This window comes from Mesorhizobium sangaii (assembly GCF_014207355.1).
Taxonomy (GTDB): domain Bacteria; phylum Pseudomonadota; class Alphaproteobacteria; order Rhizobiales; family Rhizobiaceae; genus Mesorhizobium; species Mesorhizobium sangaii.
Map to the genome: position 1 here is coordinate 691,774 of NZ_JACHEF010000003.1, position 23,932 is coordinate 715,705.

The window sequence follows — 23,932 nt, forward strand, 5'->3', positions numbered from 1 at the left end:
TCGTCCGTCTCCCTCAAATCACCGATTGCGCTTGATTTTCTCCGGCGACGCCAGTGAAATGGTGTCACAGGGGAGTATGCGATTGGCAGCGTTCGATGAAATGCTTCCGGAAGTCTCCGGATTGAGAAGACCGTATTCGGCTTATGATCGCTGGCTGAAGGAGCAGGATCCGGCCAGGCTTACCGAGAAGATGCAGGACGCCGAACGCGTCTTCCGCAAGACCGGCATCACCTTCGCCGTCTACGGCGAGCAGGAAGCTTCCGAGCGGCTGATTCCGTTCGACATCGTTCCCCGCATCATCTCGGGCAATGAGTGGCGACGCCTGACGCAAGGCATCGAGCAGCGCGTGCAGGCGCTGAACGCTTTCCTCGACGATATCTACCATCGCCAGGAGATCCTGCGGGCAGGGCGCGTCCCCAAGGAATTGATCGCCAAGAACGAGGCGTTCTTGCCGGAAATGATCGGGGTCAGGCCGCCAGCCGGCGTCTACACCCATATCATCGGCGTCGATATCGTCCGCATCAGCGAGGACGAATTCTACGTGCTGGAGGACAATGCGCGCACGCCGTCGGGTGTCTCCTACATGCTGGAGAACCGCGAGACGATGATGCAGCTGTTCCCCGAGCTGTTCCAAAAGATCAAGGTGCGGCCGGTGGAAAACTATCCGCAGCTCCTGCGCCAGTCGCTGGCGGCGGTACGGCCGCAGAGCACCAAGGGCACGCCGACCATCGCGGTGCTTACGCCCGGCAGCTTCAACTCCGCCTATTTCGAACACGCCTTCCTTGCCGACCAGATGGGCGTACAGCTTGTCGAAGGGCAGGATCTGCGCGTTGTCGACGGCCATGTCGCGATGCGCACCACCGAAGGCTACAAGCAGATCGATGTGCTTTACCGCCGTGTCGACGATTCTTTCCTCGACCCGCTGACCTTCCGGCCGGACTCCGCACTTGGCATACCCGGCATCATGGATGTCTACCGTGCCGGCAATATCACCATCGCCAATGCGCCGGGCACCGGCATTGCCGATGATAAGGCGATCTATTCCTACATGCCCGAGATCGTCGAGTTCTACACCGGCCGCAAGGCGATCCTCGGCAACATTCCGACCTGGCGGTGTTCGGAGGCGGACAGCCTGAAATACGTGCTCGAGCACATCGACGAACTGGTGATCAAGGAGGTCCACGGTTCCGGCGGCTACGGCATGCTGGTCGGGCCGGCGGCGACCAAGAAGGAGTGCGAGGATTTTTCCAAGAAACTCGCGGCAAAACCGTCGAACTACATCGCCCAGCCGACGCTGGCGCTGTCGACGTGTCCGATCCTGACCGATAAGGGCTTGGCGCCGCGCCACGTCGATCTCAGACCCTATGTGCTGGTTTCCGACCGCATCCAGATCGTGCCCGGAGGGCTGACGCGCGTCGCGCTGAAGGAGGGGTCGCTGGTCGTCAATTCCTCGCAAGGCGGCGGCACCAAGGATACGTGGGTGCTGGATGATTGATTTTCACTTGAAGGGTTTTTGATGCTTTTAGGCCGCACCGCCAACGGGCTCTATTGGATGAACCGCTATATCGAGCGAGCGGAAAACATGGCGCGCCTTGTCGATGCCGGGCTGCGCATGGCGCTGACCCGCACCCAGAGCGCCTCGGAGGAATGGAATTCGGTGCTGCTCAGCGCCGGCTCGGACGTCGCCTTCACGCAGAAATACCAGGATTATACCGCCGCCAATGTCGCCGACTTCCTGTTGCGCGACACGTCGAACCCGTCGAGCACGATGGCGGCGATCGAGACGGCCCGCAACAACGCCCGCATGGTGCGCACCGCGCTGACGCGCGAGACGTGGGAAAGCATCAACGAAGCCTGGATGTCGCTGAAGCGGATGCTGGCAAGGCCGATCGACGAACGCGACCTGCCGAGCGTGCTCGATGCGATCAAGCGCGAGACGGCGTTGATCCGCGGCTCGTTCTACGGCACTATGCTGCGCAACGAGATCTTCGATTTCTCGCAGCTCGGCACCTATGTCGAGCGCGCCGACAATACGGCGCGCATCCTCGATGTGAAATACTACGTGCTGTTGCCCTCGATCTCCTGGGTCGGCTCGACACTCGACAACTACCAGTGGGAATCGATCCTGCGCTCGGTGTCGGCGCATCGCTCCTACCGCTGGGTCTATGATGCAGACTACAAGCCGACCAACATTGCCGACTATCTGATCCTCAATGTCCGCATGCCGCGTTCGCTTACCTTCTGCTACCGCTTCCTGGCCGAGCATCTGAAATTCCTCGGCGACGACTACGGCGAACGCCATGCTTGCCATGCGACGGCCGACAAGACGCAGGCCATGCTGAGAGCCGGGTCGATCAAGGACATATTCGACGCCGGTCTGCATGAATTCCTGGCGAATTTCATTCGCGACAACACCAGGCTGGGCGACGAGATCGCGCAGGACTACCGGTTCAATTGAGCATGATCACGAAAAGTGGGACAAGATCGTGCTCACAAACGGGACATAGCGCATGCGGCTGAAGATCACCCACAGGACCGAATACCGCTACGATGCACCGGTGCATTATCTGTTGCAGCGGCTGCGGCTGCTTCCGGTCAGCGGATCGACGCAGACCGTTTTGTCCTGGGCACTGACCATCGAAGGCGCGCGCGAAGAGGTTCGCTTTGTCGACCATTTCGGCAATGACACCAGGTTGTTGAGCGTCGAGGGCGAGCGAGACTTCATCACCGTGGAAGCGGCCGGCGAAGTGGTGACGCGTGATACCGCGGGCGTCTCCGGACCACACCAGGGTTTTACGCCGCTTTGGCTGTACAGCCATGAAACGCCGTTGACGGCGATCGGCAGCGGTGTTCGCGAACTCGCCGCATCGGTCGGCAAGGGCACCGACATCGAAAGGCTGCACCGGCTGATGGCGGTCATCGGCGAGCGCGTCGCCTACACGCCCGGCACCACCAATGCGGCGACGCCGGCAGAGGAAGCCTTGGCGCTCAAGACCGGTGTCTGCCAGGATCACACCCACATCTTTGCCGCAGCCGCGCGCGCCATGGGCTTTCCGGCCCGCTATGTCAGCGGCTATCTGATGCTGGATGCGGCCGTCGAGCAGGCCGCAAGCCATGCCTGGGCCGAAGCACATGTCGCCGGTCTCGGCTGGGTCGCCTTCGATGCCGCAAACGGAATCTCTCCAGACGAGCGCTATGTAAAAGTGGCTATCGGCCGCGACTACCGCGACGCCACGCCGGTGTCGGGAATTCGGCTGGGACAGGCGGAAGAACAGCTTGCGGTCACCGTCACGGTGGAGCAGTAATCCGCCAGGATTGCCGCCGGAGCAATTCCAGGAAAAAGCATGAAACGGTTTTCCCGGGAAAAGCGCATAGCGTTTTCCCTTGGGAATTGCGTCGAAACAAGGAGATAGAGCGGTTCTGCGTTTCCGTGAAACGATGAATCGCTCTAGAAGAGATTCCATGACCTATTGCGTCGGCCTAAAGATCGATCACGGGCTCGTGTTCATGTCGGACACGCGCACCAATGCCGGCATGGATTCGATTTCCACCTTCCGCAAGATGCATGTCTGGGAGCAGCCGGGCGAGCGCGTCATCGTGCTGATGTCGGCCGGTAATCTGGCGACGACGCAGGCGGTGGTCAGCCTGCTCGACGAACGCACCAAGGCAATTGCCGACCGTCACGCCACGCTGCTGGAGACGCCGTCGATGTACCAGACGGTGCGGCTGGTCGGCGATACGGTCAAGGAGGTCATTGCCAGTTCGTCACCCGCGGGCGAGAAGGCAGATTCCTACTTCAATGCTTCCTTCATCCTCGGCGGCCAGATCAAGGGCAGCGAGCCGCGCCTGTTCATGATCTATCCCGAAGGCAATTTCATCGAATCGACCGACGACACGCCATTCTTCCAGATCGGCGAGACCAAATATGGCAAGCCGATCATCATTCGCGCCTACGAAAGGACGATGAGCCTTGCAGAGACGGTGAAGCTGCTTCTGGTGTCGTTCGATTCGACATTGAAGTCGAACCTGTCGGTGGGCTTGCCGCTCGACCTGCTCTTCCTGGAGAAGGACAGTTTCAAGGTTGGGCTGAAGAAACGCATCGGCCAGGACGACCAGTACTACCGCACGATCTCGGATGGCTGGTCGAATGCGCTGAAGACAGCTTTTGCCAGCCTGCCCGATTTTCCAGGGTAGGCGCGCGGCGCCAGATGGCGGTTGCGTATATTTCACATGTTAAATAATATCGAATCCTAAAGAGCCAGCCGTGACGGGGCAGGGGCGAGGAATCTTGTCGGGAGGACACGATGAACAACGATGATTTCCGGCAATGGTCGCGGCGCGCCGCCGACTGGGGCGCCGACTACCGCGACACGCTGCGCGACCGTCCGGTGCGACCGCTGGTCGAGCCGGGCGACATTTTCAGAAGCATAGAAGCTTCGCCGCCCGAAGACGCCGAACCGATGGACAGGATTTTCGCCGACTTCGAAGAGAAGATCCTGCCGGGGATGACGCATTGGCAGCATCCGCGCTTCTTCGCCTATTTCCCGGCCAATGCGGCGCCGGTCTCGGTGGTGGCGGAATATCTGGTCTCGGCAATGGCCGCGCAGTGCATGCTTTGGCAGACCTCGCCGGCGGCGACCGAGCTCGAAACGCGCACAGTCGACTGGATGCGTCAGGCGCTTGCCCTGCCGGAAGGGTTCTCAGGCGTGATCCAGGATTCGGCATCCTCGGCGACGCTGGCCGCGGTGCTGACCATGCGCGAGCGCGCGCTCGACTGGCAAGGCAACAAAAAGGGACTGGCGGGGCAGCCGCGGTTGCGCATCTATTCCTCCGACCAGGTGCATACCTCGATCGACCGGGCGATCTGGGTGTGTGGTATCGGCGAGGACAATCTCGTGCGCATTCCCGTCGGTGGCCGCTTTCGCGCCATGGACAATGCAGCGCTTGAGGCGGCAATCATTGCCGACCGGGAAGCCGGCATGCTGCCGGCCGGCATCATCGCTTGCGTTGGCGGCACCAGCACGGGGGGCACCGACGACATCGCTTCGGTTGCCGAGGTGGCGCGGCGGCATGGCCTTTATCTTCATGTCGATGCGGCCTGGGCCGGCTCGGCGATGATCTGCCCGGAATACCGGCATTTCTGGAGCGGTGTCGAAGCGGCGGATTCCGTTGTCTTCAATCCCCACAAATGGCTCGGCGCCCAGTTCGATTGCTCGATCCAGTTCCTGCGCGACCCCGAAAGCCATGTGCGGACGCTGGCCATCAAGCCGGACTATCTGAAGACCCATGGCCATGACGGCATCATCAACTATTCCGAATGGTCGGTGCCGCTCGGTCGTCGGTTCCGGGCGCTGAAATTGTGGTTCCTGCTGCGCGCCCATGGGCTGGAAAACCTTCGGACGATGATCCGCAACCATGTTGCCTGGAGCGAGGGCCTTGCCGCGCAGTTGGCAAAGGAGCCGGATTTCGAGATCGTCAGCGAACCGATGCTGTCGCTGTTTTCGTTCCGGCACAAGGCTGCCACCGGCGCCGATGCGGACGAGCACAATTTGCGGCTGGTCAATGCGATCAATGACGATGGCCGGATCTACCTGACGCAGACGAGAGTCGACGGACGAGTGGCAATCCGCTTCCAGGTCGGACAGTTCGAGGCGACCGCCGGCGATGTCGATGCCGCCTTCGTCGTCATCACCGAAATCGCGCGCAGCATAGGCTGAACCTGCCTTGATGAGGTTGCGTAGGGCTTTGGCTTTGCAATCAGGTAATTTCTATTAGCCGGCTTATGCCTTTTCATCGGTTTCGTTTTCGACTATAGACAAGAAAAACGAAAACGGGAGGTCGCCCATGTATCTGTCGCCACGCCATGCCGAAATCATCCAGATGGCCAAGGATCATGGTCGCGTGCTGGTGGACGATCTGGCCACCCACTTCAATGTGACGCCGCAGACCATACGCAAGGATCTCAACGACCTGTGCGATCAGCGGTTGCTTTCGCGCATCCATGGCGGTGCGTTGTTCCCGTCCGGCATCGAGAACATGGAGTATGAGGCCAGGCGCAAGATCGCCGCCGACGAGAAGGAAGCGATCGGCCGTGCGGCAGCCAGGCTGATCCCCGACAATGCTTCGCTGTTCATCAACATCGGCACCACGACGGAGTCGGTCAGCAAGGCGTTGCTCGATCACAACGGGCTTATGGTCATCACCAATAACATCAATGTTGCCAACAGGATGCGCATATATCCTTCGATCGAGGTGGTGATCGCCGGTGGGGTTGTGCGCGGTTCCGATGGCGGCGTGGTCGGCGAAGCCGCGGTTGATTTCATCCGGCAGTTCAAGGTTGACTATGCCGTGATTGGTGCTTCGGCCATCGACCATGACGGCGCCTTGCTCGACTTCGATTTCCGCGAGGTCAAGGTGGCGCAGGCGATCATCGCCAATGCGCGTCATGTCATCCTGGTTTCCGACCAGACCAAATTCGAGCGCACCGCGCCGGTGCGCATCGGCCATCTGTCGCAGGTCAACACCTTCATTACCGACCGTTGCGACATTCCGTCGGTGCGCAAGATCTGCCAGGAGGCCGAGGTTCAACTGATCGAGACGTCGCTCGGCTAAGCGGCATCGGTCTATCATCACGCGCCTGTGATATTTCGTTTGACATTCGTTCTTATTTCGAAATAATCCCGATACGGTTTCGTAAAAACCTAAAAATGCTGCAATGCGAAATCGCGGGAGGGCTTTTTGGACGCAGTCCGGGACATCTTCGTCATCGGTGGCGGCATCAATGGTTGCGGCATTGCCCGCGATGCCGTCGGGCGTGGCTTTTCGGTCTTTCTCGCCGAGATGAACGACCTCGCCAGCGGGACCTCTTCAGGCTCGACCAAGTTGATCCATGGCGGCCTGCGCTACCTCGAATTCTATGAATTCCGCCTGGTGCGCGAGGCGCTGATGGAGCGCGAGGTTCTGTGGAAGAACGCGCCGCATATCATCTGGCCGATGCGCTTCGTCCTGCCCTATGCCAAGGGCCTGCGTCCGGCCTGGCTGATCAGGCTCGGCCTTTTTCTCTACGATCACATTGGCGGGCGCAAATTGCTGCCGGCGACCAGGACGCTGGACATGACCAGGGATCCGGCCGGCAAGCCTTTGAAGCCGCTGTTCAAAAGGGCGTTCGAATATTCGGATGGCTGGGTCAATGATGCGCGGCTGGTGGCGCTGAACGCGCGTGATGCCGCCGATCGCGGCGCAAGCATCCGCACCCGCACGAAAGTGGTCGAAGCTCGCCGCGAAGACGGGCTGTGGACAATCAAGATCGAGAACCTGCAGACCGGCGAGACCGAGGAGATCAAGGCAAGGCTGCTGGTCAATGCCGCCGGGCCCTGGGTCGATCACGTGCTGTCCGGCGTCGTCGGCCTCAACGATGTGCACAATGTCCGCCTCGTGCAGGGCAGCCACATCGTCATCGCCAAGAAATTCGACGATCCGCGCGCCTATTTCTTCCAGAACAAGGATGGCCGCATCATCTTCGCCATTCCCTACGAGGAGGAGTTCACCCTGATCGGCACCACCGACCAGGATTATCCCGGCGACCCGCATGACGTGAAAATCAGCGACACCGAGATCGACTACCTCTGTGCCGCGGCAAGCGAATATTTCGCGCAACCGGTCAAGCGCCAGGACATCGTCTGGACCTATTCAGCTGTCCGTCCACTCTACGATGACGGCGCCTCGAAGGCGCAGGAAGCGACGCGCGACTATGTGATCAAGGCCGATGGCGGCGAGGGCGCTGCGCCGATCGTCAATGCCTTCGGCGGCAAGATCACCACCTATCGCCGGCTGTCGGAATCGATGCTGGAAAAGATCGAGAGCTTCCTCGGCAAGCGCGGCAAGCCATGGACGGCAAACGCGCCGCTGCCGGGCGGAGATTTCCCGGCCACCGGTTTCGATGCGCAAGTGACGAAGCTGAAGTCGGCCTATCCCTTCCTCGACGCACGCCTGGCCCGCAGGCTGACCCGGCTTTACGGGACGCGGGCGCAGGTTCTGCTGGGCCTGGCCAAGTCGAATGCCGATCTCGGCCGCAGTTTCGGTGCTGATCTCTACGAGGCCGAGATACGCTACCTCGTTGAGAACGAATGGGCGGTCACCGCCCAGGATGTGCTATGGCGCAGGACCAAGCGCGGCCTGCACCTTAGCCGCGAGCAGGTGGCATCGCTTGATGAATTCATGCGCGGCATAAGCCGGCGGCATGTCGCGGCTGCCGAATGAAGAGGGGTTTGAGCTGATGCGGAAAGCCTGGGAGGAGGCGTCATGCTGGAACTGAGAAACGTCACCAAGACGGTCGGTGCGGCCGAGCATATCCGCGACGTGTCGCTGACGCTTCAGCATGGCTCGCTCAACGTCCTGCTCGGGCCCACGCTTTCGGGCAAGACCAGCCTGATGCGGCTGATGGCGGGTCTCGATGTGCCGACCTCCGGCTCGGTCTGGTTCGACGGCCAGAATGTCACCGGCGTGCCGGTGCAAAAGCGCAAGATCGCCATGGTCTACCAGCAGTTCATCAACTATCCGGCGATGACCGTCTATGAGAACATCGCCTCGCCGCTGCGGGTGGCCGGAACCGAGCAGGCCAAGATCGACAAGGAAGTGCGCAATGCCGCGGCCCTGCTCAAGCTGACGCCCTATCTCGACCGCACGCCGCTCAGCCTATCGGGCGGGCAGCAGCAGCGCACCGCGCTGGCGCGCGCCATCGTCAAGAATGCCAGCCTGGTGCTGCTCGACGAGCCGCTCGCCAATCTCGACTACAAATTGCGCGAGGAATTGCGCGCTGAACTGCCGAAGATCTTCGCCGCCGCCGGCACCATCTTCGTCTATGCCACGACCGAGCCGCATGAGGCGCTGCTGCTCGGCGGCAATACAGCGACACTTTCCGAAGGACGCATCACCCAGTTCGGCCCGACCATCGAGGTGTTCCGCAAGCCAGCCGACCTGGTGACGGCAAGGACCTTCGCCGATCCGCCGCTCAACACCATCGTGCTCGCCAAGAAGGGCCTGGATTTCCTGCTCGACGGCGGCGTGAAATTGCCGGTGCCGGCCGAGCTCTCGGGCATTGCCGATGCCAATTATACGATCGGCTTCCAGCCGCATCATCTGTCGCTCGAACGGCCCAATGCGTTGGCCGTGCCGGTGCGTGCAAAGGTCACGATCACCGAGATCACCGGGTCGGAGAGCTTCATCCATCTCGATTTCGCCGACGTGCGCTGGGTCATGCTGACCCACGGCATCCGCCATTTCGAGCCCGACGAGGTGGTGGAGGTGTTCATCGATCCGCGCCACATCATGGTTTTCGACGAGCACGGCCGCGCCGTCAGCGCGCCGAAGCTGGCGGCATAGGAGGGCGATATGGCGCGCATCGACGTCAATCATGTCAGGCATTCCTATCTGCCGAACCCGCGGACGGATGCCGATTTCGCACTGCGCGAAGTGCATCACACTTTCGAGGATGGCGGCGCCTATGCGCTGCTCGGTCCGTCCGGCTGCGGCAAGACCACGCTGCTCAACATCATTTCGGGCCTGCTTCATCCCTCGCATGGCCAGTTGCTGTTCAACGGCAGGGACGTGACCAAACTGTCGACGCAGGAGCGCAACATCGCACAGGTGTTCCAGTTCCCGGTCATCTACGACACCATGACGGTCTACGACAATCTGGCCTTCCCGCTGCGCAATCGCGGCGTGCCGGAAGCCGATGTCGACCGCAAAGTGCGTGAGACGCTGGAGATGATCGATCTGGCGTCCTGGGCGAAGAAGAAGGCGAGGGGCCTGACCGCCGACCAGAAGCAGAAGATTTCGCTTGGCCGCGGACTGGTGCGCTCCGACGTCAACGCCATTCTGTTCGACGAGCCGCTGACCGTCATCGACCCGCACATGAAGTGGGTGCTGCGCTCGCAGCTGAAACAACTACACCGCCGCTTCGGCTACACCATGGTCTATGTCACCCACGACCAGACCGAGGCGCTGACTTTCGCCGACCAGGTCGTGGTGATGTATGACGGCGGCATCGTGCAGATCGGCACGCCGGCCGAACTGTTCGAGCGGCCGCGCCACACTTTTGTTGGCTATTTCATCGGCTCGCCCGGCATGAACGTCATGCCGGTGGCGATCGACGGCAAGACCGCAACGCTCGGCTCGCAGCGGATCGAACTGCCGGGCGCGCCGAAGGCAGGCAGTGGCGCCATCGAGCTTGGCATTCGTCCCGAATATGTGCGGCTTGGCCGCGACGGCATGGCCGTCTCGATCAGCAAGGTCGAGGATGTCGGCCGCCACAAGGTGGTGCGCGCGAAGCTGGAAGGCCGCGACATCGCGGCTGTCATCGGCGAGGACGAGACCGTGCCCGCCGAACCGAAAGTGCGGTTCGACCCGGCCGGCATCAACATCTATGCCGATTCCTGGCGCGTCGAGATGGGGGCATAGATGGAAAAGACCTGGAACAACAAGGCCTGGTTCCTGGTGCTGCCGGTGCTGGTGCTGGTGGCGTTCTCGGCGGTCATTCCGCTGATGACGGTCGTCAACTATTCGGTGCAGGACACGTTCGGCAACAATGTCTTCTTCTGGGCCGGAACCGAATGGTTCGAAGAGTTGCTGTCCTCCAGCCGCTTCTGGGAAGCGATGGTCCGCAACCTGATCTTCTCCTTCATCATCCTGGCTATCGAAGTGCCGCTCGGCATCTTCATTGCGCTCAACATGCCGAAAAAGGGATGGGGCGTGCCAGTCTGCCTGGTGCTGATGGCGCTGCCGCTGCTGATCCCGTGGAACGTCGTCGGCACCATCTGGCAGGTCTTCGGCCGCAACGACATCGGCCTGCTCGGCTACTACATCAACGCGCTCGGCATCGACTACAACTATGTCCAGGATCCGTTCGACGCCTGGGTCACCATCATCATAATGGATGTCTGGCACTGGACGAGTCTGGTCGTGCTGCTTTGCTATGCCGGCCTGGTCTCCATTCCCGATGCCTTCTACCAGGCGGCCAAGATCGACGGCGCTTCGCGCTGGGCGGTGTTCCGCTACATCCAGCTGCCCAAGATGCAGCGTGTGCTTTTGATCGCCGTGCTGCTGCGTTTCATGGATAGTTTCATGATCTACACCGAACCTTTCGTTGTCACCGGCGGCGGCCCAGGCAATTCGACGACGTTCCTGTCGATCGACCTCGTCAAGACCGCGCTCGGCCAGTTCGACCTCGGTCCGGCCGCGGCCATGTCGCTGGTCTACTTCCTCATCATTCTGTTGTTGTCGTGGGTGTTCTACACCGTGATGACCAATTACGACGCGGAGCGCTGAGATGAGTGGCGCCAACGAAAGAGCGGATAGAGTGAGCGAGACGACAGCTTCGGGAGAATTGGCCAGCACGCTGTCGCAGGATGAGGTTGCCCGGCTGATGCGGCGCCGCGGCGAGGAATCGCGCTGGTGGTGGATCGTGCCGACGATCTACATCATCGTGCTCTTGCTGCCGATCTACTGGCTCATCAACATGAGCTTCAAGACCAATGCCGAGATCGTCTCCTCGCTTACCCTTTATCCGCACGCCCCGACGATCGCCAATTACGTCACCATCTTCACCGATGCATCCTGGTACTCGGGCTACATCAATTCGATCACCTATGTGGTGATGAACATGGTGATTTCGGTGACCGCGGCGTTGCCGGCGGCCTACGCATTCTCGCGCTACCGTTTCCTCGGCGACAAGCATCTGTTCTTCTGGCTTTTGACCAACCGCATGGCACCGCCGGCGGTGTTCGCGCTGCCGTTCTTCCAGCTCTACTCGGCCTTCGGGCTGATCGACACGCATATCGCGGTGGCGCTGGCACACTGCCTGTTCAACGTGCCTTTGGCGGTGTGGATTCTCGAAGGCTTCATGTCGGGCGTGCCAAAGGAAATCGACGAGACCGCCTATATCGACGGCTATTCGTTCCCGCGTTTCTTCGTCAAGATCTTCATGCCGTTGATCGCCAGCGGCATCGGTGTGGCCTGCTTCTTCTGCTTCATGTTCTCATGGGTGGAACTGCTGATCGCCCGCACGCTGACGACCACCTATGCCAAGCCGATCGCCGCCACCATGACCCGCACGGTTTCGGCCGCCGGCATGGATTGGGGTCTGCTCGCCGCAGCCGGCGTGCTGACGCTGATCCCCGGCGCGCTCGTCATCTGGTTCGTGCGCAACTATATCGCCAAGGGCTTCGCCCTGGGGAGGGTATGACAATGAACTTCGACCTCTCCTGGATGGCCTGGACGTGGCCGACGGCTGCCTTCTTCGCAACGATTCTGCTGCTGCTGTGCGGCATGGCGGTGTGGGAATACGCCTCGCCGGGCGGCAATCCGCGCGTCGGCATCCTGCGCTTCGAGACAACGCGCGGCGACCGTCTCTTCCTATCGCTGCTTGGCAGCGCCTTTATCCATCTCGCTTGGCTGGGTCTTGTCGGACCCAGCCTCTGGTGGGCTCTCGCTCTCTCCGTGGTCTACGCCATCGGCGTGTTCCGCTACGTATAGAGGGGGAACTGTCGGAGCGACCGCGTGCCGGCGGCCGCTCCAGATCGCACTTGAAACCTGAAACAGTGGAGGAAACTTATGCGACGGCAATTTTTAACATCAACGACTGCCCTTGTCCTATTGCTCGGCGTGGGCAACGCCTACGCCGGGATGGACGAGGCAAAAGCCTTTCTGGACAAGGAGATAGGTCCGCTCTCGACGCTTTCGCGCGCCGACCAGGAAGCCGAAATGCAGTGGTTTATTGACGCAGCCAAGCCGTTCGCCGGCATGGACATCAAGGTCGTCTCCGAAACCATCGCCACGCACCAGTATGAATCGCAGGTGCTGGCGCCGGCCTTTACCGCCATCACCGGCATCAAGGTCACGCACGACGTCATCCAGGAAGGCGACGTCGTCGAGAAGATCCAGACCCAGATGCAGACTGGCCAGAACCTCTATGACGGCTGGGTCAACGATTCCGATCTGATCGGCACCCACTGGCGCTACCAGCAGGTGCGCAACCTGACCGACTGGATGGCGGGCGACGGCAAGGATGTCACCAACCCGAACCTCGACCTGAAGGACTTCATCGGCACCTCGTTCACGACGGCGCCCGACAAGAAGCTCTACCAGCTTCCCGACCAGCAGTTCGCCAACCTCTACTGGTTCCGTTACGACTGGTTCAACGACGAGAAGAACAAGGCCGACTTCAAGGCCAAGTACGGCTACGACCTCGGCGTGCCGGTCAACTGGTCGGCCTATGAGGACATCGCCGAATTCTTCACCGGCCGCGAGATCGACGGCAAGAAAGTCTATGGCCACATGGACTACGGCAAGAAGGACCCGTCGCTCGGCTGGCGGTTCACCGACGCCTGGCTGTCGATGGCCGGCAACGGCGACAAGGGCATTCCGAACGGTCTGCCGGTCGACGAATGGGGCATCAAGGTCGACGAGAATTCGCGGCCCGTGGGCTCCTGCACGGCACGCGGCGGCGACACCAATGGCCCGGCCGCCGTCTACTCGATCCAGAAATATCTCGACTGGCTGAAGGCCTACGCCCCGGCGGAGGCCCAGGGCATGACCTTCTCTGAATCCGGACCGGTGCCGGCGCAGGGCGCGGTTGCCCAGCAGATCTTCTGGTACACCGCCTTCACCGCCTCGATGGTCGACGCCGGCGCCAAGGCGGTGCTGAACGACGACGGCACGCCGAAATGGCGCATGGCACCGTCGCCGCATGGCGTCTACTGGAAGGACGGCATGAAGCTCGGCTATCAGGACGTCGGTTCCTGGACGCTGATGAAGTCGACGCCGACCGACCGCGCCAAGGCCGCCTGGCTCTACGCGCAGTTCGTCACCTCGAAGACCGTGGACGTGAAGAAGAGCCATGTCGGCTTGACCTTCATCCGCGAGAGTTCCATCCACGACAAGAGCTTCACCGAGCGTGCGCCGAAACTCGGCGGCTTGATCGAGTTCTATCGCTCGCCGGCCCGCGTCCAGTGGTCGCCGACCGGCACCAACGTGCCTGACTATCCGAAGCTGGCACAGCTCTGGTGGCAGGCGATCGGCGATGCGTCGTCGGGTGCCAAGACCGCGCAGGAAGCGATGGACTCGCTCTGCGGCGAGCAGGAAAAGGTGATGAGCCGCATCGAGAAGTCGGGCGTCCAGGGCGATATCGGCCCGAAGATGGCGGAAGAGCATGACCTCGCCTACTGGAACGCCGACGCGGTCAAGAAAGGCAATCTCGCGCCTCAGCTCAAGATCGAGAACGAGAAGGAAAAGCCGATCACCATCAACTACGACGAACTGGTGAAGAGCTGGCAGAAATAGGACTGTCCTATGCGGGCGTTCGCGCCCGTGTGACATTGGGGGAGGCGGCATGTTGCCGTCTCCCCTGTTTGTATCAAGGCGGAGGACATCTGAATGAGCGGTTTTGTGCTGGCAATCGACCAGGGAACGACTTCGACCCGGGCGATCCTGTTCGATGGTCATATGAAGGTCGTCGGCAGCGGGCAGAAGGAATTCGCCCAGCATTATCCCGCGTCCGGCTGGGTCGAGCACGATCCCGAGGAAATCTGGGCGAGCGTCGTGACGACGGTAAAGGCTGCGCTGAAGGAAGCCGGCCGCGCCGCTTCGGATGTCACGGCCATCGGCATCACCAATCAGCGCGAGACCGTCGTCATCTGGGACAGGGCGACCGGCAAGCCGATCCACAATGCCATCGTCTGGCAGGATCGCCGCACCGCGCAACTCTGCCAGAAGCTAAAGAAACAGGGGCTTGAGAAGAAATTCACCAGAAAGACCGGCCTGCTGCTCGATCCCTATTTCTCAGGCACCAAGATCGCGTGGATGCTCGACAAGGTGAAAGGCGCGAGAAAACGCGCCGAGAAGGGCGAATTGCTGGCCGGCACCATCGACAGCTTCCTGATCTGGCGGCTGACCGGCGGCAAGGTCCATGCCACGGATGCGACCAACGCATCGCGCACGCTGGTTTACAACATCGAGAAAAACGCCTGGGACGACGAGCTGCTGGCCATTCTCAACATCCCGGCAAAAATGCTTCCTGAGGTAAAAGATTGCGCCGATGACTATGGAATCACGGAGAAAAATCTCTTTGGGGCGGAGATAAGAATCCTCGGCGTTGCGGGCGACCAGCATGCCGCGACTATTGGCCAGGCCTGCTTCGAGCCGGGCATGATGAAGTCGACCTACGGCACCGGCTGTTTTGCGCTGCTCAACACGGGCAGCGACCTGGTGCGCTCGAAGAACCGGCTGCTGACCACCATTGCTTACCGGCTGAACGGCAAGACGACCTATGCGCTGGAGGGCTCGATCTTCATCGCCGGGGCTGCCGTGCAATGGCTGCGCGATGGCATCAAGGTGATAGGCAAGGCAGATCAGAGCGGAAAACTGGCGGCCGAGGCCGACCCGACGCAGAACGTCTATCTAGTGCCGGCCTTTGTCGGGCTCGGCGCACCGCATTGGGATGCCGAGGCTCGCGGCGCCATTTTCGGGCTGACGCGCAATTCCGGTCCTGCGGAATTTGCACGCGCTGCCCTGGAATCCGTCGCCTACCAGACGCGCGACCTGCTCGATGCCATGCACAAGGACTGGAAGGGCGCGTCGGTCAAGACCGTGCTTCGGGTCGACGGCGGCATGGTGGCGTCGGACTGGACCATGCAGCGCTTGGCGGACATCCTCGATGCGCCGGTCGACCGCCCGACCATTCTGGAGACGACCGCACTCGGCGCCGCATGGCTGGCCGGCTCGAGGGCCGGCGTCTGGCCGGATGCCAGGAAGTTTGCGAAAAGCTGGGCGCTCGAACGACGGTTCCAGCCGGACATGGACACGCCGACGCGCTCCATCAAGCTGGCGGGCTGGCGCGATGCGGTGCGCAGGACACTGAGTGTGCCATAAGCAATCATCAGGGTCTTGGGACGAGACAAAGAGCATCAGCTGGGTAGGCGGATGCTCCTTCGATACGTCGAATGAAAAAAGGCCCGCGCCATGGCGCGGGCCTTTCTACGCGGCACTATCGGTTACAGCTACTCACCCGTGATCAATAGGGCGAACGGCACTCCTGGCGAGGACCGTAGTTCGGCTGGAACGTGTTGTCCGAAGCGCGGTAGCTGCGATAGCGGTCATAGCACCACTGCACATGCGAATTGCCTTCATAGACACGGTTGTTTTCGTTATTAATGATGGCACCCGTGATCAGGGCGCCGGTGGCGAAGGCAGCCAGCGGGAACCAGTTGTCGCCGTGGCGACGATAGCCGCGATGGTACTCGCGGTAGCCGCGATGACCATTCCAATAGGCGCCGCCGTCGTTGTTTCGGGCAAAGTTGCGACGGTTGCCGAAATCGCGGTTGCTGAAGTTGCGGTTACCTTTGAAATGGCGGTTGTGACGCCACTGCGAAGGGCCGTAGCGTGACTCTCCGACATTCAGAATATTCGACGAGTCAGACGCCTGTGGCACGAGCATCTGAGCGGCATTGGCCGGCATGGCAGCCGCGGCGAACGAAACTGACAAAGTGGTCGCCAGTATACCCGATACGATCTTGTTCATTGTTCTTCTCCTTCGAAAGGGTGATTGACGTCCCTTGTGCTTGGAGAACGGGCGAGCCGGGCAATAGTTCCGCGCTAAAATATCAAGTTGCTGATTTTTAATGTTTCTCTGGCCTGGCGGTGGCGCCAGGGGCCGTTCGTTCGGCTGCTCCGGACGGCCCTTGATGCCCTGCTCGAAGCAGCCAGGCAGACAACATCGCAGTGCCGGGAAAGCTTGGCTTGCCCATGCTCTTTTTCCGGTTGACCGGTCGAGGCACTCTCCCTATGTTCCGCGCAATTTCGAGGGCAGCGTTTCGAGCCCGCGGGAGCGCGTAGCTCAGCCGGTAGAGCAACTGACTTTTAATCAGTAGGTCATGGGTTCGAATCCCATCGCGCTCACCAACAAAATCAACTACTTAGCACTAGAATTCATGCGCCATTCGGGTTTACAGGATTTGCCCGGATTTCCCATGTTTTTTCGTGTGTTTCTTGACGTTAGCCGGGATTCGTTGGCGCACAAATGGCGCACGCGGCACATGAAAAAAGCCCGCCGGGGCGGGCTTTTAGTTGCGGTCCGAGCGGTCAGGTTGCGAGTTTGGCAGCCATTTCTGGCGTCAAAAGGCAGTCGCTCCAATCGTGATGGTGGTTATCCATCAAGACCAGAGCCTCGCCAAGGATCATCCTGTCTCGGCAAGGATCCACGTCCTTAAAGGACCGCACGCGGTACACCTCGCGGCCCTTTGTCGTTCTAACCCGCCCCATAACTAGCGACGGCAGTCACTGGCTTCGATGTGTGATCCAATCGCCGGAACAGCCAGGTCTCAACAGGAGGCATTGGTTCGGCGACAATGGCGGTATCGGCGACGACAATGGCGGCATCAGCGACAATGTCAGTAAGAGCGTTCATTTCAAATCACTCCCAGGTTTGGCCTCGCGGGCCAATGCCGGAAAATCCCGGCTGCCGGGGACGCGAGACGATCTGGAGATCGCCGGCAAGCTTTTGGGCTTAGGCCTTGGACATAGCATGCCATCCCGGCCAAAGTATCGGTTGCCGTTCGATTATGTGCAGGAAACCCCTTCCCCTTGCCAGCAATAGTTGCCGATAATCGGGTTTAGCGCAAGTGGTATCTTTCATAGATACTTAGACTGGCGTCCAGTACACAAATTTTATCTCCAATCAGTACTAGGCGTTTTCACATTTTTTGTCCAAAAAAGGCGTTTACACAAGTTGCTAGGCGAAAACGCCTACTTGCTGATTGGCGAGACGGTCGACGGCGGAGCCGTGCTTGAGGCTGCGGAAAACATAAGTCCGCTGGCCGGTTGACGAATGTCAGAATGACTTAGGCGGCACGTACAGGCAGATCGTAATGTCAGGGTTGCTAGGTGGTTTTTGACGATGCCGGCCAGCCTTTTTGGCATGGCACCAATGGAAACGCATGTCGTGTGACTGACGCACCCTGCCGTCCGCGTAAGGTAGCAACTCGCCGGACGGCACCTTGAAGCCCTTGCTTGTTTCGCGAACGGCACCCTCTGCCATCGGCTCGCAATGCTCGTCCTGACAGCACTGTTTTTCGTACCAGCTATGTGCCGATGCCAACGGCATTCCGAAAGCGCAGGCTGCGGCGATGACAGCGCCCAACCCGGATGCGCCACAGCGCCCGCTCCATGGCCAGATCATGATTTACATTAGGCTTGTCTGATATGATGGCGCAAGCGAGGGGCTGGCAAACTCGCCGGGCAAGGACCCCAACACCTCAAACCCGGCGAGCCTACACCTGATCAGAGTACGCGATCAGGACCGGGGTCAGCCGGCAAGCTTCACCGCAGCAAGATGGATGCCAGTCTGTTATTCCCGATACGGGACACTTGCGGCCATGACGCTACGTCAAGACTCAGTTAGCCTAACGCCGCGGCGGACCTTTTTCCACCTGGCCGGCGCCCTTCAGGCAACCTCCAGCGAGCGGCGCCGGCTTTTTCCTCTGGCAGAAATCGTCAAAGCGCGGCCTTGCGGGGAGCCGGCTTGCGCGCGATGCTGCCGTTTATGACCGCAACGCCAGAATCGATTGAACAGGTCGACGCCGTACTTGCCGAAGATGGCCGCACGGTCATTCTTTACGGGCACACGGCAGACGAAAACGTCACGTTCGCGGCGTCCATAGTTTTGCCGATGAAGGTCGACGACGCTTCGTTCCTCAAGGATGAATGGCGAACGTTGCCGAACCTGGAATGGCACCTCCGGTGAGAAATCCGGTTTAGCGCCTCTTCACCTTCGGTCGGGGAAGCCCCGGCCAGGACTCGATTTGCCTGACCGGGAAAGTATGAATCCTAGGCAGGTATCAAAACGGCGATACGATGTATGCCGACCACCTTGCTTGTATTAGTCGCCTCGTCGGTCTTGCCCTTGCTGCATGTGTATATGCCGCCTTCCTCGAGCTTGAATTCCTTGTCCGCTTTCTTGATCGTGAATGCACCAGCGGTGATCGTGCAGACCATGTCGTTGTCCATCATCATCGCGGGAGCGTGCGCACCCGGCTGAAACACGACATCGACGATTGAGATGCTCTTGTACGCAGGAATGTCGGAGTTTCCTGTGCCGACCTCCACGACCCTGACGCCGGGGGCAATCTCCTTGCCTTCCTTCGGGCCATATTTCTTGGTCTTCGCCGATGCTACCAGGGTGAACAGAGGCGTCGCCGCTGCGGCTGTTATACCGAGCGCAATTGCAGACCTGCGATTCATAGTTTTCATCGCATCCTCCCATGTTGGTCACGCTTGAATGTGCGGGACGGCTCGCATTTTAGCAGGTAAGCATCTAACTGGCGCTTGCCATTTGGTTTGTCTTCTTAACGCTCTCGCTTGACGCTATCGAAAGTCGGCTTCCAGTCGCGGTCCCCGCTCCCGTCTGCGACCTGTATCATTTTAATACAATCCCCAATTGCTAGACTCTCGCCGTGCACAGGCAGTTAGTGCAACTCGTCAGGCCATGGAGGGGAGGCCGCGGCGGGAGGAGCAACGATGGCGGTGCAAAAGGAAGACTATCGAACGAATAGAGCCGACTATGTGATTGCGGCGAAGCGTGGCCAAGCGACCACTGATGACGGCGCTCGAGCTGAGCTACTGGCAATAAAAAAGAAGTCCCTTTGGCTGAAAGACCGGCGATCCGCCAAATTGGCTGCAAACCCGGCGGAAAGTTCGCCAGGACCTAAAGGCAGACCGCGCGGTTAGTGTCTCTAGTCAGAAAGCGGGCTTCTCGTACCAGCGAACGCAAAAAAAGCCTCGCTGCTCCTTTTTGCGAAGCGGCGAGGCCCCCCAGTTTTGCCCCCAACATTTTGGTAGGCTAAAGGATCATGTGTCGTTTGATCAACTTGGAGATTGGGCGTATCGGCACCTGCAATGGAAGTAGGGTCCGCGCCGCATCGCTAGATTTCAAGGATGCATGAAATCGCCTATGATTTGCTAGCCGGCGCGGTCCCCCAACCCCCCGCCGGTTAGGCCCGACAATCTGCTGGCCCCCCCGCCTTGCGGAAATGCCGGGCCGCCTAGTCTGGGGCGCCCGCACCACAACCATGTGAATTGCGGTTTGGACGCTGCCTGCCTACCTGTGACGGGCTTGTCGGTCATCCGCTCCTCGTCAGCCCGCCAAGCCGCCTTCGCGGTGCAGCATGGCCTCGGCGATGACCCCGAACACGCTTCCGACCTCCTCGCTGATCTCATCGGTACGGATGCCTTCCTTGTCCGCGGCCTTGATCGCCCGGTCGGCAAGGTCGCTGATGGCGACAGGATCGTCGGTCATGGCGTTCGGCAAATGCTCTGCCATCCATTTTTCGAGGAAGTCGATCCCGCGCTTGCTCATCTCGCCACAAGCTCGTGCTTCGCTTTCAGTTCCGCACGTGCGCTAGTTGACCTCGATAATCTTCCGACCTGGCTTCTTGGCGGCCGTTCGACGACGTTTGACCGGAGAGGGTTGCTTGGCAGATATCTCCACGGAAAGGCGCTGCTCTCGCAGTCGCGCCGTCTTGGCATCTCTAGCTACACGCTCAGCCTCGATCGCCAGTTTCGATTCGCGATCAGCGCGCTCAATCCGTTCCTTGTCGACGCGTCGTTGAATCATTCAGGCCTCCATAGCACCTGAAATTCTCGTCTGGCTGAAATGTTCCTTACAGGATCAAGATGTTGCCCCGGCGGCGATTAGACCGGCTACCGTTCTCGGGCCGACATAATGCGGGCTTCCCGCAGCAGAGAGGACCAGCTAAGCGCACCAAGAAGTGCGATTAACTCGCGGGCCTGCGCCTCGGTAATGCCGGTTTCATCGACCAGACGGCGCACGACAGAATCGACCGGATTGTTAGGCGCTTTGCCCTGTTCGTCAGTCATCATCATGTCCCTTGATGACGCAACGACAGGGTAGAGGCATGGTTCCTTCGCGGGAATTGACTCGCTAATCCCGTCCGAAAGCGTACAATTCCTTTGTCGCTCGATCTAGCACTGCAACGAGCGCTTGAAAGAGTCGATCACGCTTTCGCCCGGACAGGGAGACGCGCGATGATCAATCGTGGCATGGCCGACGACGTACAGTTGGCGACACTAACCAGAATTCTAGACGAATATTGCGAGCAAGCCGGCACGAGGGCTCGCACCCTGCACGCGAGCACTTGGCACGGCGCCTGATTGCCCTTTTCAGCGGCGGCATCGACAGTCCAGACGAAATTTGGATGGCTCTCGACGGCATCGCAAAGGACTGGAAACCAAACGGCACCACCCGTAAGGGTAAATGGCCGGTGCGGCTGGTACGGACGCCCAGACACGCAAAAGCCCGCCACGTTGGTAGGTGACGGGCTCCTTAGATACCGGCCGGGACGGGTTATGCTGGCCGGAAGGTGGCATGCGGCTAGTTGGCGCCGCCGAGTTGTTTGGTCATCTTGCAGAAATTGTCGTGCTCTTTGGCGATGGCCTCGTCGCCGCATTCCTTCATAATCCCGGCGCGTTCATCTTCCTTCATCGCCATCCAGGCGGCCTTGAATTCCGCCTCGGACTTCATGGTCTTCATGCCGGCATCGGTGAAGAACGGCGACATCTTTGCCGGATCGTCGAGCGCGGATGTTCCGGCGCCGGTGCCGGCAAGTGCGGAACCAGTCATCATCGCAAGCGCCATCGCGCCCATCGTGAGCATCTTGAGGTTCATGGAAATTTCTCCCAATTAAGGCTGCCATAGCGGCAGCTTCTTGAATCAACTTCGCTCTTCGGAAATAGTTTCTCCGCTTAGCGAAAAAGGCCCGCCCGAAATGGGATACGGGCGGGCAGGGTCTGGAGTGCGCTGGGATCAACCAGCAATGAGTCAACGAGCGGCGGAGGGGTTGGTTTCGGGGATGGCTGGCGGCTCTCAGGCCAGCCAGCGCGCGTTCCTGCCGTCCGCCGACCACCGATCGACGCCTACGTGAAGCAACTCGAAAAGCGACACGGCAAGGGCGAGCAAGTCACCACAATGTATTTACGCAACACCAGTGGGCAGCTTCGCACTCAGGTGGAGCCAGAGTTAGGGACTACTAAGCTGTCGGAACTCACTACCCGCGTTATCGAGGATCTCGTGGATAAGTTGAAGGATGCCGAGGTAGGCATTCCGACGATTAGGCGCGTCGTCGGCGCACTAGCGCGCACGCTGAAGCATGCGCACGATTGGGTGGCCACGAACGCCGCACAGGGCGTGCGTGTCACAGCGAAGCGCGGGCAGGGTAGTGAGAAGGTCGTGCCGCCCTCGAAAGCTGCGCTGACGGCCATCCTGAAGGCAGCAAAGGACTATGAGCCCGAACCGCCGCGCGGCCATAGCATCGAAGCCGACGCCAAGTTCAAAAAGAGCCGCGCTGATAATGATCTTCCGTTGCGCATCAAGTTCGCTGCCGCCACATGCGAGCCTCTGAGCAATGGGCAGTGCGCTGGCGACATATCGCGGATGGCAAGGTCACAGTAGAAACTCGTGTCGACGCGTTCGGCGAGTTTGACACCACAAAGAGTGACGCAGGCGTGCGTACCGTACCTATGAGCAAGGCGCTTTCCGAGGAGTTAGCCGCAAAGCGAAAGGCTTCTGAGCACAGCAGCGACGAGGACTTCGTGTTCCCCGATGCGTTCGGCAACTTCACGCGCCACACAAATTTCACGAAACGGAAATGGAAACCAATCCTCGAGAAAGCCGAGGCTGGCATGCGCTGCGCCACTTCGCGGTCAGCACATGGATAGAGGCTGGCCTTCGCCAAAGACCATTCAGACACTGGCCGGGCATGCTACCTTTGCGATCACCATGAACCGCTATGGGCACATGTTCCCAAGCGACGATCACGCAGAGGCAATGGATAAGATCGCGGCAACACTTTACGCGAATTAACGGCGATTGCCGTATGTTCCTTGGCGCATAAATGGCGCATATTCGCCGGAAAGCCTTATGCTATAAGGGTTATCTAAGCCCTTTTAATCAGTAGGTCATGGGTTCGAATCCCATCGCGCTCACCATTGTTTCAAGATCAGCGCAGATAGTGGTCGAGGTCCAGCGCCTAGGCGCTGGACGGCAGAAGCTCGACTTTCCGCGACGCAGGCTCCCGGGCGCTCTCCGACATGAGTTGCTGCGCAACCGGCTGCACATTTTCCTTATAGGTGATGCACCTGTCGTAGACCTTCTTGGCCACGCGGTCCTTGCCAATGCGCTCCCATTCCGGTGTCCAGGGCGCATCCCAGTCAAACTGCTGCGAGATGAGCAGTTCTCGGTCAAAGCACTGCGGATCCCGATCCAAAATCTGGCGGGCTTCATCGGCCAATGGCGTATAGGCCTGGACCGCGGCCATCTTTCTGGCGCGAGCAGCCGAATCCAGTTGGATTTCCACTTCGACGGCCCCCGAAACGTTGGGAACCGCGGCAGAGCAAAGCTGCTTGCGCCCTGGCTTCGTGCCTTGCAGACGCCTGTTGAAGGCATTGCCGAATGCAAAGGCCAGATCATGCATCGGATTGTAGCCATCGACCGCGTCCGAGACGATTTGCACGTCCTGCATGTCAGACAGATCGGCGCGGATTCGCCTCAGCACATCGGCAAAGACGCCACTATCCCCAGCCAAAAGCGCCTTATACCAGGTGGCGTCCGGAATATCGCCGAACACCGCGCCTGCTGTTGCGCCGGCAGCTTCCACCAAGTCGCGTGAATACTGGGTTCGGGAAGAGTGGCGTCCCCCGGAACCGTCCGTCAAAAGGTAGATTCGCGGTTTCTTGAGCTCAAGCCAGTGATGGATCCTGAGTTCATGCCCCGGATGGGCAAGGATCAGCACATGTTGCAACTTTTCGGGCAAAAAACGGCTCCAATCCAGGTTTCGGCATATATCCGCCTTTTAGACCGCAGCCAAGG

The 23,932-nt window shown here is 60.1% G+C and carries 24 protein-coding genes and 1 tRNA gene; 18 read left to right on the top strand and 7 right to left on the bottom strand.

All coding sequences use genetic code 11. The annotated features are described in order from the left end of the window. Positions 1–82: 82 nt before the first annotated feature. From HNQ71_RS18450 to glpK, 14 genes are all read left to right on the top strand, one after another. Positions 83–1,495 carry a circularly permuted type 2 ATP-grasp protein gene (locus HNQ71_RS18450; RefSeq protein ID WP_184874084.1) on the top strand — a complete coding sequence of 471 codons (1,413 nt, stop codon included), beginning with the start codon at positions 83–85 and terminating at the stop codon, positions 1,493–1,495. Between the two features lie 21 nt (positions 1,496–1,516). Continuing rightward, positions 1,517–2,458 carry an alpha-E domain-containing protein gene (locus tag HNQ71_RS18455; protein ID WP_095085042.1) on the top strand — a complete coding sequence of 314 codons (942 nt, stop codon included), beginning with the start codon at positions 1,517–1,519 and terminating at the stop codon, positions 2,456–2,458. 52 nt (positions 2,459–2,510) lie between these two features. Then, complete coding sequence (locus tag HNQ71_RS18460; RefSeq protein ID WP_184874085.1) at positions 2,511–3,305, top strand: transglutaminase family protein; 795 nt, start codon at positions 2,511–2,513, stop codon at positions 3,303–3,305. 157 nt (positions 3,306–3,462) lie between these two features. Further along, the gene (locus HNQ71_RS18465) at positions 3,463–4,194 is read left to right on the top strand and encodes a proteasome-type protease (protein WP_184874087.1); all 732 of its coding nucleotides are present in this window, start codon (positions 3,463–3,465) and stop codon (positions 4,192–4,194) included. Positions 4,195–4,304: 110 nt separating this feature from the next. Then, entirely contained in the window at positions 4,305–5,717 is a 1,413-nt protein-coding gene (locus HNQ71_RS18470; protein ID WP_184874089.1) for a pyridoxal phosphate-dependent decarboxylase family protein, read from the top strand. A gap of 127 nt (positions 5,718–5,844) precedes the next feature. Next, positions 5,845–6,612: a DeoR/GlpR family DNA-binding transcription regulator gene (locus HNQ71_RS18475; RefSeq protein ID WP_095085039.1), complete on the top strand. Its 768-nt coding sequence runs from the start codon at positions 5,845–5,847 to the stop codon at positions 6,610–6,612. 126 nt (positions 6,613–6,738) lie between these two features. After that, positions 6,739–8,259: a glycerol-3-phosphate dehydrogenase gene (gene glpD / locus HNQ71_RS18480; protein WP_184874091.1), complete on the top strand. Its 1,521-nt coding sequence runs from the start codon at positions 6,739–6,741 to the stop codon at positions 8,257–8,259. Positions 8,260–8,301: 42 nt separating this feature from the next. Next, the gene (locus HNQ71_RS18485) at positions 8,302–9,381 is read left to right on the top strand and encodes an ABC transporter ATP-binding protein (RefSeq protein ID WP_184874093.1); all 1,080 of its coding nucleotides are present in this window, start codon (positions 8,302–8,304) and stop codon (positions 9,379–9,381) included. A gap of 9 nt (positions 9,382–9,390) precedes the next feature. Beyond that, on the top strand, positions 9,391–10,458 hold the full coding sequence (locus HNQ71_RS18490) for an ABC transporter ATP-binding protein (protein WP_184874095.1): 1,068 nt from the start codon (positions 9,391–9,393) through the stop codon (positions 10,456–10,458). Then, positions 10,459–11,325 (top strand): carbohydrate ABC transporter permease, encoded by an 867-nt coding sequence (locus HNQ71_RS18495; protein WP_184874097.1) that lies wholly within the window; start codon positions 10,459–10,461, stop codon positions 11,323–11,325. A 1-nt stretch (position 11,326) separates the two neighbouring features. Continuing rightward, positions 11,327–12,241, top strand: a complete 915-nt coding sequence (locus HNQ71_RS18500; RefSeq protein WP_184874100.1) for a carbohydrate ABC transporter permease — start codon at positions 11,327–11,329, stop codon at positions 12,239–12,241. Between the two features lie 2 nt (positions 12,242–12,243). Further along, positions 12,244–12,531 carry a DUF2160 domain-containing protein gene (locus HNQ71_RS18505; protein WP_095085033.1) on the top strand — a complete coding sequence of 96 codons (288 nt, stop codon included), beginning with the start codon at positions 12,244–12,246 and terminating at the stop codon, positions 12,529–12,531. Positions 12,532–12,609: 78 nt separating this feature from the next. Continuing rightward, positions 12,610–14,337, top strand: coding sequence for an ABC transporter substrate-binding protein (locus HNQ71_RS18510; RefSeq protein ID WP_184874104.1), 1,728 nt, complete (start codon positions 12,610–12,612; stop codon positions 14,335–14,337). A 93-nt stretch (positions 14,338–14,430) separates the two neighbouring features. Continuing rightward, on the top strand, positions 14,431–15,924 hold the full coding sequence (gene glpK / locus HNQ71_RS18515; protein WP_184874106.1) for a glycerol kinase GlpK: 1,494 nt from the start codon (positions 14,431–14,433) through the stop codon (positions 15,922–15,924). Positions 15,925–16,066: 142 nt separating this feature from the next. Here the strand turns inward: glpK and HNQ71_RS18520 are convergent, their stop codons facing one another. Then, complete coding sequence (locus tag HNQ71_RS18520) at positions 16,067–16,573, bottom strand: BA14K family protein (protein WP_184874108.1); 507 nt, start codon at positions 16,571–16,573, stop codon at positions 16,067–16,069. Between the two features lie 304 nt (positions 16,574–16,877). On the opposite strand from HNQ71_RS18520, the gene HNQ71_RS18525 reads away from it, so the two are divergent. From HNQ71_RS18525 to HNQ71_RS18535, 3 genes are all read left to right on the top strand, one after another. Further along, positions 16,878–16,953: transfer RNA gene (locus HNQ71_RS18525), tRNA-Lys, on the top strand. A gap of 391 nt (positions 16,954–17,344) precedes the next feature. Further along, on the top strand, positions 17,345–17,647 hold the full coding sequence (locus HNQ71_RS18530; RefSeq protein ID WP_184874109.1) for a hypothetical protein: 303 nt from the start codon (positions 17,345–17,347) through the stop codon (positions 17,645–17,647). A gap of 933 nt (positions 17,648–18,580) precedes the next feature. Continuing rightward, on the top strand, positions 18,581–18,793 hold the full coding sequence (locus HNQ71_RS18535; protein ID WP_246461672.1) for a hypothetical protein: 213 nt from the start codon (positions 18,581–18,583) through the stop codon (positions 18,791–18,793). 83 nt (positions 18,794–18,876) lie between these two features. Here HNQ71_RS18535 and HNQ71_RS18540 read toward each other — a convergent pair whose 3' ends face one another. From HNQ71_RS18540 to HNQ71_RS18560, 5 genes are all read right to left on the bottom strand, one after another. Beyond that, entirely contained in the window at positions 18,877–19,299 is a 423-nt protein-coding gene (locus tag HNQ71_RS18540; RefSeq protein WP_184874111.1) for a hypothetical protein, read from the bottom strand. 883 nt (positions 19,300–20,182) lie between these two features. Continuing rightward, on the bottom strand, positions 20,183–20,404 hold the full coding sequence (locus HNQ71_RS18545) for a phosphoheptose isomerase family protein (RefSeq protein ID WP_184874112.1): 222 nt from the start codon (positions 20,402–20,404) through the stop codon (positions 20,183–20,185). Positions 20,405–20,446: 42 nt separating this feature from the next. Further along, the gene (locus HNQ71_RS18550) at positions 20,447–20,662 is read right to left on the bottom strand and encodes a hypothetical protein (RefSeq protein ID WP_184874114.1); all 216 of its coding nucleotides are present in this window, start codon (positions 20,660–20,662) and stop codon (positions 20,447–20,449) included. A gap of 86 nt (positions 20,663–20,748) precedes the next feature. Continuing rightward, positions 20,749–20,925 carry a hypothetical protein gene (locus HNQ71_RS18555; protein ID WP_184874116.1) on the bottom strand — a complete coding sequence of 59 codons (177 nt, stop codon included), beginning with the start codon at positions 20,923–20,925 and terminating at the stop codon, positions 20,749–20,751. Positions 20,926–21,439: 514 nt separating this feature from the next. Beyond that, the gene (locus tag HNQ71_RS18560; RefSeq protein ID WP_184874119.1) at positions 21,440–21,733 is read right to left on the bottom strand and encodes a hypothetical protein; all 294 of its coding nucleotides are present in this window, start codon (positions 21,731–21,733) and stop codon (positions 21,440–21,442) included. 252 nt (positions 21,734–21,985) lie between these two features. On the opposite strand from HNQ71_RS18560, the gene HNQ71_RS18565 reads away from it, so the two are divergent. After that, positions 21,986–22,516, top strand: a complete 531-nt coding sequence (locus tag HNQ71_RS18565; protein WP_184874121.1) for a hypothetical protein — start codon at positions 21,986–21,988, stop codon at positions 22,514–22,516. 577 nt (positions 22,517–23,093) lie between these two features. Here the strand turns inward: HNQ71_RS18565 and HNQ71_RS18570 are convergent. After that, positions 23,094–23,876: a hypothetical protein gene (locus tag HNQ71_RS18570; protein ID WP_246461631.1), complete on the bottom strand. Its 783-nt coding sequence runs from the start codon at positions 23,874–23,876 to the stop codon at positions 23,094–23,096. Between the last annotated feature and the right edge of the window lie 56 nt (positions 23,877–23,932).

Coding starts and splice junctions, on each gene's coding strand:
- HNQ71_RS18455 (WP_095085042.1), top strand. CDS start 1,517: ATGCTTTTAGGCCGCACCGCCAACGGGCTCTATTGGATGAACCGCTAT.
- HNQ71_RS18460 (WP_184874085.1), top strand. CDS start 2,511: ATGCGGCTGAAGATCACCCACAGGACCGAATACCGCTACGATGCACCG.
- HNQ71_RS18465 (WP_184874087.1), top strand. CDS start 3,463: ATGACCTATTGCGTCGGCCTAAAGATCGATCACGGGCTCGTGTTCATG.
- HNQ71_RS18470 (WP_184874089.1), top strand. CDS start 4,305: ATGAACAACGATGATTTCCGGCAATGGTCGCGGCGCGCCGCCGACTGG.
- HNQ71_RS18475 (WP_095085039.1), top strand. CDS start 5,845: ATGTATCTGTCGCCACGCCATGCCGAAATCATCCAGATGGCCAAGGAT.
- HNQ71_RS18485 (WP_184874093.1), top strand. CDS start 8,302: ATGCTGGAACTGAGAAACGTCACCAAGACGGTCGGTGCGGCCGAGCAT.
- HNQ71_RS18490 (WP_184874095.1), top strand. CDS start 9,391: ATGGCGCGCATCGACGTCAATCATGTCAGGCATTCCTATCTGCCGAAC.
- HNQ71_RS18495 (WP_184874097.1), top strand. CDS start 10,459: ATGGAAAAGACCTGGAACAACAAGGCCTGGTTCCTGGTGCTGCCGGTG.
- HNQ71_RS18500 (WP_184874100.1), top strand. CDS start 11,327: ATGAGTGGCGCCAACGAAAGAGCGGATAGAGTGAGCGAGACGACAGCT.
- HNQ71_RS18505 (WP_095085033.1), top strand. CDS start 12,244: ATGAACTTCGACCTCTCCTGGATGGCCTGGACGTGGCCGACGGCTGCC.
- HNQ71_RS18510 (WP_184874104.1), top strand. CDS start 12,610: ATGCGACGGCAATTTTTAACATCAACGACTGCCCTTGTCCTATTGCTC.
- glpK (WP_184874106.1), top strand. CDS start 14,431: ATGAGCGGTTTTGTGCTGGCAATCGACCAGGGAACGACTTCGACCCGG.
- HNQ71_RS18520 (WP_184874108.1), bottom strand. CDS start 16,573: ATGAACAAGATCGTATCGGGTATACTGGCGACCACTTTGTCAGTTTCG.
- HNQ71_RS18535 (WP_246461672.1), top strand. CDS start 18,581: ATGCTGCCGTTTATGACCGCAACGCCAGAATCGATTGAACAGGTCGAC.
- HNQ71_RS18540 (WP_184874111.1), bottom strand. CDS start 19,299: ATGAAAACTATGAATCGCAGGTCTGCAATTGCGCTCGGTATAACAGCC.
- HNQ71_RS18545 (WP_184874112.1), bottom strand. CDS start 20,404: ATGAGCAAGCGCGGGATCGACTTCCTCGAAAAATGGATGGCAGAGCAT.
- HNQ71_RS18550 (WP_184874114.1), bottom strand. CDS start 20,662: ATGATTCAACGACGCGTCGACAAGGAACGGATTGAGCGCGCTGATCGC.
- HNQ71_RS18555 (WP_184874116.1), bottom strand. CDS start 20,925: ATGACTGACGAACAGGGCAAAGCGCCTAACAATCCGGTCGATTCTGTC.
- HNQ71_RS18560 (WP_184874119.1), bottom strand. CDS start 21,733: ATGAACCTCAAGATGCTCACGATGGGCGCGATGGCGCTTGCGATGATG.